We start from the raw sequence: 12933 nt of genomic DNA on the forward strand, positions 1-12933 counted from the left end.
TTACCTCATCGAGACAGGTACAAAGTAGAGGGCGTTGGCATACACTCTTTCTGTTCCCAGCCAGGTATTACGGAACATCAGGTTATCCGCCAGGGCGACAATCTCACCTTTACCCTTGGTTTCCACCAAGATCGCGGGAGTTGAGGCCAGCTTCTGCTGATATTCAGGTGCCATATAACCACTCTTCAGTACCTGTTCACTGTACTCGGCGGCGACAACAAAGGGCTTATCCACAGATTTGAAGCCTATGGCACGGTTTTTCATGACGGGCAATTTGTCGTCTGTCATACCGTAATTCAAGGGGTGACCCGCATCCAGGGTCAGTTCGACAATGGCACCGCCTATTGCTTTGCGGGCGTTGAGTGAATCCCTGTCCGCAAAAGTCAGCCCCTTAGTGTCGAAGGCCTGAGCAAACTCCTTGGAAGAGATCAGTTCAGCACTCATAAGTCGGTTCTTGCTGAGCCAGTTAAGGGCACTTTTCTGGGCAATCACAGTGCCACCACGTTCAACAAAGCTGGCGATATCCCTTGCCAATTCAGCGTCCAGAGTGCTGAAGCTGCCGCTGGCAAAAATCAGGTGACTGTAGTTGCCAAGATCGACTCTGCTCAGGCGTGAGGCATCAATTAACGGGGTGGCGATACCCAGTCTGCTGTCCATGAAGTTCCACAGCTGACCGGTTTCTGTGGTGCTGGTGCCTCTACCAGCGATCAGCAGAGGTTTGACCGGCTTGATGACCCGGAAATCGTCACTGCCCAGGTCGATTCCTCCGGCACCCGCAAAGGTGGAAGCCGGGACGACTTTGACACCCCATTCCTGGCTTTGCCGGGACAGCAACTCCCTGAGTTGCTGCTTGCTCACATGAGCTTGTTTGGCGGGTATATACAGGCTGCCTTCGGGCCAGTTGATAGCTTCGATGCCACGCACGCTGAAGTCCGTAGTGGCGACTTTGACCTGGATATCTGCATTTAGAAGCTGCTGTAGCATAGGCGCAGCATTGCTGTGACGCCAATCCACCAGATAGGCGACAGCATTGTCTGGCAGGGCTTGGTCAGGAGATTGCGCGGTGTCCGCCGTCAGCTGATTACGGCTTACCTTAACCTTATCAGCTTTCAAAAGGTCGTAGGCTGATTGCAGGGCAAAGCTGGAAACATCGTAAAAAGTGGCATCTTTAAATTCAGTGCGCTTGTCGAACATGGCCTCTACCAGCGCCTGTTGAGGTTGATTGGCCGGAATAAACAGGCTGTCTTCGGCGCCGAATACCAGATCATCTGCCTCAATATCTCTGCTCAGGAAGAAGTGTTCCACCTTGTGTTGTGCAAGCAGGCTGGCCAGAGCATCCCGGCGGGCGGGGTCTTTGGGGGCTCTCAGCAGGGTGCCACTCAAGCGGCGGCTGTCATCGCTGGCTTTACCCTTAAAAAACTCAGTCTGGTACTGCTTCAATTCATCTTCCAGCGCAATGGCACCTCTCAGGCTGGACAGGGAAGTGGCGAATTGATTGGCAATGGCCTCACTCAATACCACTGGTCCGTTGGCTGAGTCCTGCAGCTGACCCCGTGCACTTGCCTGTTCAAACAGTACGCCAATGGCACCGTTGATATCCGGGTAGGTGGAGCCTTTGCCGTAAAAGAAGTCATCAAATGCCTGACGGCTGAAGTAGGCCTGATCTTTGGCATCCAGAGCGTCTCGGTGAAAGTCCGCCAGCTTATCTGTCAACGCCTGGTTGGTTGCCGGTGTTAATGGATGGGTTCTATCCGGTACACCGGGCTGGAAGAAGTAAGACTGTTCATGCCCCATCTCATGGAAGTCTCCCAGATAGTGGGGCTGCCATTTGTGGAACAGGGCGACCCGGCCCTGACTTTCCGGATGAGCCAGGAATAACCAATCCCGGTTAAGGTCGGCCAGGTAGTGATTGAATCGACCCCGTGGCCAGTCCTGAGTATGCTCGCGACTGTGATTGTCGCCTACCGGCACCTTACCCCTGTTGTTGTTCGCCCAGGTTGAGAACCTGTCCAGGCCATCCGGGTTCTGGGTTGGGGTGACCAATACCACGGCTTTTTCCAGCAGCTCCTTTACCCAGGCTTCTTCACTGGCACTCAGGTAATAGGCCAGCGCTGTCGCGGCGTGGGCACCACTGGCTTCATCTCCATGGATTGAGTAAGCCAGCCAGATCACCAGAGGTGAGTTTTCCGCCTGACCCTGTTTGACTTTAGCTCGCTGCGCAAGGATTTGCGGTAGCTTTTGTTGATTGGTCGGGGAGGTAATCACTGCGGTCAACTGCTGCCTGGCTTCATGGCTCAGGCCTGTGTCTTCCAGACTGACTCTTGGGCTTTGGGCTGCAAGTTGCTTCAGATAGAAGTTGATTTGGTCATGGCGCAGATGCCATTCACCCAGAGGATAGCCAAGGAACTCTGCTGGTGTGGTGATAGTGGCATTACTACTCGACTGCGGGGGATACCAGTCAGGCGCCTGAGCAGAAACAAGAGGGCTGAGAACCAAAGCGGTGGCCAGGGTCAGTGATTTCAACATGAGTCGTATTTTTATTATTGAATTTTCACGTAAATTATCATCTTGCCGCTGCCCGTGCTACATGGGTGTTAAAAAAATGATGCTCAATATGTGTCGAAAAAACAGTAAAAAAACCTTTAATCACCGGGCCTTGGGACTACACACAGAGTCGGCTTATGAGTATCATACGGCTAATTCTTACCAAAATACTCAGGTTTAGCCTGAGGGAGCAGGTTGTCATGATTACCATTTCCGAAGCGGCTCAGGCCCATTTCGTTAAGCTATTGGCGGATCAGCCTGAAGGCACCAATATTCGCGTGTTTGTTATCAGCCCGGGCACACCTCAGGCGGAGTGTGGCGTATCTTACTGCCCACCGGATGCGGTGGAAGATGATGATACAGAGATCGAGTTCAATGGCTTCAGCGCCATGGTTGATGAGAAAAGCGCGCCTTTCCTGGAAGATGCCACCATTGACTTCGTGACGGATCAGCTGGGTTCTCAGCTGACCCTGAAAGCTCCAAATGCCAAGATGCGTAAAGTGGCTGATGATGCACCACTGAACGAGCGTATCGAATATATGATCCAGTCAGAGATCAACCCTCAGCTGGCCAGCCACGGCGGTCATATTATGCTGGTGGAAGTGACTGAAGATGGTGTTGCCGTGCTGCAGTTCGGTGGCGGTTGTAACGGTTGTTCCATGGTTGATGTCACCCTGAAAGATGGTATCGAAACCCAGATGCTGGAGCGTTTCAGCGGTGAGCTGACCGGTGTACGCGATATCACAGATCACCAGCACGGTGACCACTCTTACCAGTAACAACGACTGGTGAGATAAATACCCCGCCCAATATCCTTGAGCGGGGTATTTTTTTAACCTCTGGAAAGTGACAGGCGATAGTGCAGTCCAAGGGACAGACTGCGGGACAGCATAAAGGCAGACATGGCAGCCCACAGTGCGCCATTGCCCCAGCTTTGCAGGCTCCACCACACCGGGAAGAACACCATCAGGGTACAGAACAGCATGCTGTTACGCATTATCTTGCCCTGCGCCGTGCCTATGTAGACACCGTCAAACAGGTAGGAACCAAAGGCCAGCACAGGCATGACGATAAGCCAGGGCAGATATTGGAAAGCCAGGTGTTGAACCGCTTCAATCCCGGTCAGTAGCTGAATAATGTACTCTCCGGTCAGGAAAAACAGCAGACTGAATCCCAGCGCCGACACTGCTGACCACTGAAACGCCAGGGTGACAGTATTGCGCAATTCCGGCATATCCCGTTTGCCCCAGGTTCTGCCTGTTTCCGCCTCGGCATAGTAAGCGATACCATCCAGGGCGTAGGAGATAAGCAACAGCAGATTCAGCAATACCGCGTTGGCTGCGACCGTATCATCGCCCAGGCTGGCGCCGTGGAATGTCATAAAGGCGAATGTGGCCTGCAGACACAGGCTGCGAACAAAAATATCACCATTGAGTCGAAGCAGTTGGCCGTAACCGGCAGGGTTAAGACGTTTCAGCTGCTCTCCCAAATGAAATCCACCTTGCAAGCTGAGTTGACGTTTCACCATGGTCAGTGCCACCAACATGGCACAGAAGTCGGCGATCACCGAGGCCATTGCTGCGCCTTTAACGCCCCAACCAAGGCCAATAACGAACAGGACGTCCAGCAGGATGTTAACGCTGTTGGCAATAATCAGCTGCCACATGGCAGCCTTGGGCTGTTGCCTGCCAAGCAGGTAACCCAGCAATACCAGATTGAGCAGGGCGAACGGCGTGGACCAGATACGAATGCTGAAATATTCACGGCAATAACGAATAACTTCAGCGCTGGCTTCTGTCATTGACAGGGCCAGTTCCAGCAGTGGTCTTTGTAAAATAAGTATCAGGGCGCTGAGCAGCAGAGTGAGACTGATACCCTGCAGGAGCAATTGGAACTGTCTTTGGGTATCATTGGCGCCCCAGGCTTGGGCAACCAGGCCGGTAGTGGCCATGCGCAGAAAGCCTAACAGCCAGAAAATCAAAGTGATAATCGTTGACCCGACGGCAACACCGCCTAAATAATACGCGTTGCTTAGATGACCTATTACGGCAGTATCCACCAACCCGAGCAGGGGGACTGTGATATTGGAAAGGATCATGGGCAGCGCTAACGCCAGCATGCGCCGGTTTCGTTGGGCGTCGAACATCAGGACTGATTTAGTCATATTTATAGAGGTTTATTTATGTTGAGAGTGTTTTTTGCGCTCATGACTTCACTGATCTTCAGTGTAAGCGCCAAACCTGAAGCGAGTTCAGGCCCTGTAAATGGCGCAGTGATTCTCCAGTATCATCATGTATCTGATAAAACGCCGGCCATCACCAGCGTAACTCCTGCTCAGTTCCGCGAGCAGATGGCCTATCTGGCCGAGAATAACTTCAATGTGATCTCTCTGACTCAACTGGTTGCCGCAATCAGAGCAAATGAGTCACTGCCGGAAAAATCCATAGTGATCACCTTCGACGATGGCTACAAAAACATTGCCGAGTCAGCGCACCCTATTCTAAAGGAGTATGGCTTCCCCTACACCCTGTTTGTTGCCATAGAACCTATAGAGAAAGGCTATGGGGAGATGATGAGCTGGCAACAGTTACAGCAGTTGGCGGCAGAGGGCGCCGATATTGCCAACCACAGTTGGGGCCATGAGCACCTGGTCAGAAAGTTAGCTGGCGAGACTGACGCAGATTGGTTGGCACGGGTGGAGCAGAATATTCTTGATACCGAAGCGGCGATTGCCAAGGCGACGGGCCACAACTTCAAGATGCTGGCTTATCCGTATGGAGAGTACAATGCGGAGATCCAGGCGCTGTTGGAACGTCATGGTTATATTGCCGTTGGTCAGCAATCCGGTGCCGCCGGTGTATATTCAGAGCTGACTGCGCTGCCTCGTTTTCCTGTGGCTGGCCCCTATGCGGATATGTCCAGCCTCAAGGTCAAAATGCACAGTCTGAATATGCCTGTGCTGGCGCAGAATACCACCAACCCTGAGCTTAAAGCCGGTGGCTGGCGTCCTGAGCTGAGAGTGACACTGGATACGTCGGATATCTACCCTCATCAGCTGATGTGCTTTGTGCAGGGGCAGGGGGCCAAGAAGCCGACCTGGTTATCGGCAAATGAGTTCGTGATTCAGGCTGATTTGGACCTGCCTGCAGGGCGCTCCAGATACAACTGTACCGCCCCGAGCAAGACTAAAGGGCGGTACTATTGGTTCTCTCAGGCCTGGGTCAGGCCCAAGAATAATGGTGAGTGGATTAAGGAATAGGTCTTAATCTACTTTCAGCAGCTCCAGCAGGCGTGATGCGATACGGCTGAGGGGCTGCTGCTCCTGAACGGCTCCTACATCCACCGAGGCGCCTGGCATACCCCATACCACTGAGCTGGCTTCGTCCTGCGCCAGGGTATAAGCCCCCTGATTCAGCATATTCAACATGCCATCGGCACCATCTTTACCCATGCCTGTCAGCATAACGCCTATGGTGGTTTTGGCTGCACAGTCGGCAATGGAGTTGAATAATACTTCTACCGAAGGTTTGTGGCGATTGACCGGCTCTGAGTCCTGCAACATGGTGTAGAGGTGAGCTCCACGACGGACCACCACCAAATGTTTGTCTCCAGGGGCCACATAGACGTTGCCATTTTTTAGCATTTCATTGCCTGAGGCTTCCTGTACTGTCATGGCCGATTTTGAGTCCAGCCGTCTGGCAAATGATGCGCTGAAGGCAGCAGGAATATGTTGGGCTATTACAATAGGGGGAAAATTTTCCGGTAGCTGAGACACTACCTGGGCAATCGCTTCCGTTCCACCGGTAGAGGCTCCGATCGCGATAAGACGGTTTTTGAGTTTCAGCCCGGGTTGAGGTTCAGGCTGGCTTGGCAGTATCGGGGTGGCTCTGATACGACAGCGGGCAGCCAGACGAATCTTGTCCAGTAATTCATCCTGATACTCAACCAGTTTGTTGCTGAGATCATTTTTGGGTTTGGCTATGTAGTCCACTGCACCCAGGCTCAGGGCTTCCAATGTAATGGCCGCGCCTTTTTCCGTCAGGGTGGAGATCATGACGACCGGCATAGGACGAAGCTTCATCAGGTTTCGCAAAAAAGCGATGCCATCCATTTTCGGCATCTCGACATCCAGTGTCAGTACATCAGGGTTGAGGGATTTAATTTTGTCCCTTGCTTCATAGGGATCTTCAGCGCTTCCCACCACCTTAATATCCGGAGCCTGAGACAACATATGAGTGAGCAGTTGTCTGACTAACGCTGAGTCATCTACTACCAAAACTTTGATCATATCGATTTCCTTGTCGTTGGTTCCCGGCAGTCCTGTTATATAGGCTTATAGATGGTCTGACCTATCAGGGAGAAGTCATCGGAGATCTGGTGTAGCGTCTCTGAATGACCGATAAATAACAGGCCATCATCAGCCAGTAAGCGCCGGAACTTACGTATGATTTGTGTTTTTGTATCGTTATCGAAATAGATCAGGACATTGCGACAAAAAATCACATCGAACTTGCCTTGCATCGGCCAGTCGTTCAGCAAGTTAAGTTGCTTGAAATGAATGTGTTGTTGCAGTTTGTCTTTGATTTTTATCTGACTTCCAGAGCGCATCAGAAACTTTTCCTGATACTCGTTGGGGATATTCTCCAATGCCTCTATGGGGTATACCCCGGATTGAGCTTTTTGCAGCACATTGGTGTCCAGGTCTGTGGCCAGTATTTTGGTATCACAACTGGCGTTGCCAAACAGACTCGCCACGGACATGGCCATACTGTATGGCTCCTCACCGGTTGAACATGCGGAAGACCAGATGCGAATTCGACGCTTTTGTTGTTGCTGCCAGGAACTCACCAGAGTATTTTTCAGATAGTCGAAGTGGTGCTTTTCTCTGAAAAATGAGGTCAGATTGGTTGTCAGTGCGTTGATGAATTGGCCCAGTTCGTCCGGGGTATCCAACAGGTACTGACAGTACTCCTTAAATGTCGTCAATTTGAGTGCTCTTAGCCGACGGCACAAGCGGGAGTACACCATATGCTGCTTGCGCTCAGGTAGAACTATCCCTGTCTGCCTGTAAGCGAGCTCCCGGATGAACCGGAAGTCCGCTGACGTCATTAAGAATTCCTTTTCTTCGCTCAGTTCCAATATCTGTACTCCTAGAACTCATTCCACTCTTCATTACTTATGTTGGGCTGACTGGCAGGTTCACCTGAAACCAGTGCCAGTGGTGCGGAACTAGGCTCCATCATAGGCGCAGCAGAAGCTACAGCTTTATCCATCTTGAAGAAGCCCAATTGACGGCGCATATTGCGGGATTGCTCTGCCATAGCGTCTCCTGCGGCGGAAACTTCTTCCACCAGAGCAGCATTTTGCTGGGTCATTTCATCCATCTGGGATACGGCTTTGTTCACCTCACTGATGCCTGAGGATTGCTGTTCTGAGGCGATGCTGATCTGGTTGATCATCTCAGCAACCTTGGACACGGCATTGACGATTTCCTGTAGGGTTTCACCCGACTGGTTAACCAGAGAGGTCCCATCTGTGACCTTGTTGACACTGTCGCGGATGAGCTCCTTAATCTCCTTGGCCGCACCGGCACTGCGCTGCGCCAGATTGCGAACCTCACCTGCGACCACAGCAAAGCCTCTGCCCTGCTCCCCTGCGCGGGCCGCCTCTACTGCGGCATTCAGTGCCAGCAGGTTGGTTTGGAAGGCGATTTCATCGATAACACCGATAATATCCGAGATACGCTTGCTGGATTCATTGATGGCTTCCATGGCACTGACAGCCTGCTTGACCACCTTACCGCCATGGTTGGCCTTGTCGCTGGCCTCCTTGGCCAGGTCATCAGCCAGGTTGGCGTTGTCGGCACTTTGACGCACTGTAGTGGTCATCTCTTCCATGCTGGAGGCAGTTTCTTCCAGCGATGCAGCCTGCTCTTCGGTACGCTGACTCAAGTCTGCGTTACCTTTAGCTATCTCTTCAGCTCCGGCGGTCACTGTGCTGGCTGACTCCAGAATACCGTTGAGTACTTCGGTCAGGCGTGACACGGTTGCATTGGCGTCTGTTTTGAGCTTGCCAAACTGACCCTGATAATCTCCCTGAATCTGACGGGTCAAATCCCCTTTGGCCAGACCATCAAACATATCCACCACATCTGAAATCACATCGTCAGCGATACTGACCAGCTTATTCAGACCATTGGACAGGTTGAGGAAGAAGCCTTCTTTATCTGCGGTGGAGATACGGCAACTGAGGTCACCGGCATTGGCCGCAGAGATGATGTCATCGATCTCATGTTCAATCGCGACTTCTGCAGTGCGGTCTGCCCACTCAACCACGGTGCCAATACGTTCACCTGAGTCGCCAATAATGGGATTGGCAATGATCTTAAAGGTACGCCCACCCACATTCAGTTGACTGGTAAAGGTGCTGTTCAGACCTGCCAACAGACCTCTTTGATGAGCAGGGTTTTTGTGGAAAATATCGATATTGGTGCCAATCAGCGTATTGCTGTCGAATCTCGGCAGATCTTTCACTATGTCCGATTGTGCCTTGCGGAACATATTCATTACTGACTGGTTCAGATAGATGATGTTCAGGTCAGCATCTGCCACCATGGTATTGGCGGTCACGTTATCCAATGCCTGCTTGATTCGGGCATTTTCCGCCGCCAGGCGTGCTTCCTCTTCCTCACGTTGCAGGCGAGCTGTTACATCAGCCCATTCCACCACAGTGCCTGTACGTACCCCCTTATCGAAGATAGGTGTGGCAATAAGGTTAAACTTCAGGCCCGCGACTTCAATACGGGTCTTGTAGCTGCTGGTCAGATTCGCCAGCAGGCCTCGCTGGTGAGCGGGGTTTTTGTGGAATACATCGATATTGGTGCCAATCAGAGTTTGGCAATTAAAGTGCACCAGACTCTGTTTGAGTTTGGCCTCATTACTGCTGAGCATCTCTTCGAGTGAGTCATTCAGGTAAATAATATTCAGGTCAGCATCTGCCACCATAACATTAGCCTGACAGACATCCAGCGCCTGCTTAATACGGTTTGTTTCCCGCTGGTTATGCTCGCTCTCGGCTTGCATCGCTTTTTCTTTGGTCAGATCTTTCCATTCAACAACAGTAGCAATACGTTCATGGTCATTATCGAACACAGGAGAGGCAATCAGGCTGAAGGTACGGCCACCCACGGTAATTTCGCTGTTGTGCGCACTGCGCAGACCGGCAATCAGACCTCGCTGATGAGCAGGGTTTTTATGGAACATATCCATGTGTGCACCTGCGAGTCGCTTGCTGTTGAACTCAGGCAGTTCCTTGCGAATATCTGATTCAGCGTTATCCAGTGCTTTTTGCAGAGACTCGTTGAGGTAGAGGATTTCACCATCAGGGCTGGCAAGCATCACATTGGCCTGACAGATATCCAGTGCCTGGCTGGTAATTTCTGACAGGTCGTTGCCAGCTTTGGGCTGCTTGAATTTGGCCGTTAACGCCATCCAGCCCGGCAGGGCCAATCTGGAGAAACCTGTGGAATTGCCATCCAGTGCCAGTGACAGCTCCTGAAACGCCAGCGAGACTTGTTGATCCATCTGGTTGATTTTGGCGTAAGCCAGTGCGAACACCACAATGGCGCCAACCTGAGCAGCGGCAACCCAGACTGAGGGCACACTGGCCAAACTGAGCACCAGGCCCAGCAGACTAATGGCTATACCCGCGCCAGCGAGGGGGGCAGCCCCGAGTGATGTCGAAGTTTCTGCAGTGGACGCTGCAGTCATTTTGCTTGCTTCCATTCGTCCGTCCTCTTAAGACCCTGTTACGCGATTGCCTCAGTGGGCTGTGCTTTATCCAGTGTTTCAATCATTTGTGATAGCTTTGCTGCATCCGGCAGCACCTCTGAACCCAGTAGTAGGTTGATATCCAGCAGGATGACCATTTTATCGTTTACATTGGTCAGCCCCTTGATAAACCTGAGATCCGCTTCCTGGCCGAAGTCCGGAGCTGAGCGGATGCTGCCATGGTTAATGCTGAACACATCTGATACAGCATCCACCACTATGCCTATGACTTTTTGGGTGTTTTCCACTGAAACCTTGACCACGATAACCACTGTGGTTGGGCCATATTCCAGCGAGGCTATACCGAATCTTTGCCTGAGATCTATGATGGGCACTATGGTGCCTCGCAGATTGATTACCCCTTTGACATGCTCAGGGGCGTTGGGGATAGCCGTCGTCGGCTCCCATCCGCGGATCTCCTGCACTGAGAGTATGTCTACTCCATATTCCTCTTCGGCCATGATGAAACTCAGGAACTGCTGTCCTTCATGTTCCGCGACCGCCATATTTTCTTCAGTGGCAATATTTTCCATTGTCAGCTTCCTTACGCTGCATGCTCGTTGCTATGGCCAATTCCTGCCAGATTGACCAAGCCGGCAACGTCGATAATCAGAGCTACTGTGCCGTTGCCCAGGATCGTGGCACCAGATACGCCAGGTATGCGTGTGTAGTTGTCTTCCAGGTTCTTGATGACAACCTGTTGCTGCGCGAGCAACTCATCAACCAATAGGCCGACTTTTTCGTTGCTGTTATCTACCACCATCACCAGGCCATCTTTTATGTTCTGTGCCTCTGCGTGATGGCCAAACTCTTTAAACACTTTGACCACAGGGACGTATTCATCCCGCAGCCGAATGAGTTCGTGTTCATCGCTGAGGCGGTTGATTCTGTCCTGAGAGACCTGCAGCGATTCATAGATAGAAACCAGTGGTACCACATAGACATGATCGCCAATGCGCACCAACTGACCGTCGAGAATGGCCAATGTCAGCGGTAAACGTATGGTAAAACGACTGCCTTCATCTTTGCGGGAGCGAAGATCTATAGTGCCGTTAAGCTCGTGAATATTCCGTTTAACGACATCCATGCCTACGCCCCGGCCTGAAAGATCAGAGACGGCATCAGCAGTAGAAAATCCGGGCTTGAAGATTAGCTGATGGATAGCGTCATCAGACAGATCTTCATCTGGGCTAACCAGTCCTTTTTCGACAGCTTTGTTGAGAATTTTCTCTGTATTCAGGCCTGCGCCGTCGTCAATAATCTCAATCACAATGTTGCCGCCCTGGTGATAGGCGTTGAGGGTAATGGAGCCGGTTTCAGTTTTGCCCTTGGCAACTCTGTCTTCCGGTGATTCCAGACCGTGGTCAAGGGAGTTGCGAACCAGGTGTACCATTGGGTCGACAATCTTCTCCATCACGGTTTTATCCAATTCAGTCTCCTCACCTTTCATGATGAGTTCGACTTTCTTGCCGAGTTGCTGACTGGTGTCTCTCACCAGCCTTGGGAATCGGTTAAAGGCGAAACTGATGGGGATCATACGGATCTGCATAACGCTTTCCTGTAGATCCCGGGTGTGGGACGCCAGCTGTTCCAGCCCTTGTTGCAGCATGAGCACAGATTCCTGGGAGATCTCTTCCTGCTGGCCTATCTGGCCCAGCATTGCCTGGGTGATCACCAGTTCGCCTACCATGTTAATAAGCATATCTATCTTTTCGGTGCTGACCCGGATAGACCCACCATCTGTGTTCTTGGGTTTGGCTGTGCCTTGAGGTTTAGAGGTAACAGTCTGGACGACCGCCGAAGTTTTGGCTTCAGCTTGCTCTTGTTCGGCAGGCTCAGTGGTGACCTGTTCGTAACTGATTTCACATTCATCCTCGACCCACTCGAAAGCTTCTTTGATCTTTTCCTGAGGCTGGTCCGTTTCCAGCTCGAGCTCCCAGCTGAGATAACAGGCTTCAGGATCATAACCATCAAGAGCTGGCATCTCTTTGGTGAGTAGCGTGACATTGAGTGAGCCTATATCTCTGAGTTCATTGAACATCAGCATAGGATCATTGCCACAGCGCATGATGTGCTCGCCCGCAATGAATCGGATCCGCCAGATTTGGTTTGCCGAAGTATCTGCAACCGGTTCTGCGTCTGTAGTAGCCTCAGAAGATGTCTGACTGTCGGCGCCGAGCGCTTCATTTAGTCGTTGTTCAAGCTCTTGCAACTTGGGGTCGGAATACTCTGTTTCCGCCATCAGGGCATCGAGCATCCCCCTCAGCACATCCACGGAGTGCAGCAAAATATCGACATGGTCCGGCAACATCTTGCGCCTGCCATCGCGGATTTCATCCAGCAGAGTTTCCAGCAGGTGAGTAAAGTTGGCCACAGCAGTGAATCCAAAGGTACCACTGCCACCTTTGATGGAGTGTGCTGATCTGAAGATGGTATTAATGGCTTCATCATCCGGGTTATCCACATCCAGATTCAGTAGCTCTGCCTCCATCGCAGCCAGACCTTCGATACTCTCTTCGAAAAAAACCTGACTGAACTGGCTGAGATCGATATCCATATG

9 protein-coding genes are annotated in these 12933 nt (G+C 51.7%); 2 read left to right on the top strand and 7 right to left on the bottom strand.

The window, feature by feature from the left end:
* Complete coding sequence (locus L2725_RS15525; protein ID WP_249249755.1) at window positions 1–2526, bottom strand: M14 family zinc carboxypeptidase; 2526 nt, start codon at window positions 2524–2526, stop codon at window positions 1–3.
* Between the two features lie 218 nt (window positions 2527–2744).
* On the opposite strand from L2725_RS15525, the gene nfuA reads away from it, so the two are divergent.
* Complete coding sequence (gene nfuA, locus L2725_RS15530; protein ID WP_249249757.1) at window positions 2745–3323, top strand: Fe-S biogenesis protein NfuA; 579 nt, start codon at window positions 2745–2747, stop codon at window positions 3321–3323.
* A 53-nt stretch (window positions 3324–3376) separates the two neighbouring features.
* Here nfuA and L2725_RS15535 read toward each other — a convergent pair whose 3' ends face one another.
* Complete coding sequence (locus tag L2725_RS15535) at window positions 3377–4714, bottom strand: MATE family efflux transporter (protein ID WP_428985295.1); 1338 nt, start codon at window positions 4712–4714, stop codon at window positions 3377–3379.
* Window positions 4715–4750: 36 nt separating this feature from the next.
* Here L2725_RS15535 and L2725_RS15540 point away from each other — a divergent pair, with 36 nt between their 5' ends.
* Complete coding sequence (locus L2725_RS15540; protein ID WP_428985296.1) at window positions 4751–5803, top strand: polysaccharide deacetylase family protein; 1053 nt, start codon at window positions 4751–4753, stop codon at window positions 5801–5803.
* A gap of 3 nt (window positions 5804–5806) precedes the next feature.
* Here L2725_RS15540 and L2725_RS15545 read toward each other — a convergent pair whose 3' ends face one another.
* Genes L2725_RS15545 through L2725_RS15565 form a run of 5 tightly spaced genes read right to left on the bottom strand, consistent with a single transcriptional unit; the run spans window position 5807 to window position 12930 of the window.
* Complete coding sequence (locus L2725_RS15545; protein WP_249249760.1) at window positions 5807–6832, bottom strand: protein-glutamate methylesterase/protein-glutamine glutaminase; 1026 nt, start codon at window positions 6830–6832, stop codon at window positions 5807–5809.
* Window positions 6833–6867: 35 nt separating this feature from the next.
* Window positions 6868–7653, bottom strand: coding sequence for a CheR family methyltransferase (locus L2725_RS15550; protein ID WP_249249761.1), 786 nt, complete (start codon window positions 7651–7653; stop codon window positions 6868–6870).
* 41 nt (window positions 7654–7694) lie between these two features.
* The gene (locus L2725_RS15555; RefSeq protein ID WP_249249762.1) at window positions 7695–10328 is read right to left on the bottom strand and encodes a methyl-accepting chemotaxis protein; all 2634 of its coding nucleotides are present in this window, start codon (window positions 10326–10328) and stop codon (window positions 7695–7697) included.
* Between the two features lie 23 nt (window positions 10329–10351).
* On the bottom strand, window positions 10352–10906 hold the full coding sequence (locus L2725_RS15560) for a chemotaxis protein CheW (protein WP_249249763.1): 555 nt from the start codon (window positions 10904–10906) through the stop codon (window positions 10352–10354).
* An 11-nt stretch (window positions 10907–10917) separates the two neighbouring features.
* On the bottom strand, window positions 10918–12930 hold the full coding sequence (locus L2725_RS15565) for a chemotaxis protein CheA (RefSeq protein WP_249249764.1): 2013 nt from the start codon (window positions 12928–12930) through the stop codon (window positions 10918–10920).
* Window positions 12931–12933: the final 3 nt, after the last annotated feature.

This window comes from Shewanella corallii, from assembly GCF_023349125.1.
In the GTDB taxonomy this organism is placed as follows: domain Bacteria; phylum Pseudomonadota; class Gammaproteobacteria; order Enterobacterales; family Shewanellaceae; genus Shewanella; species Shewanella corallii.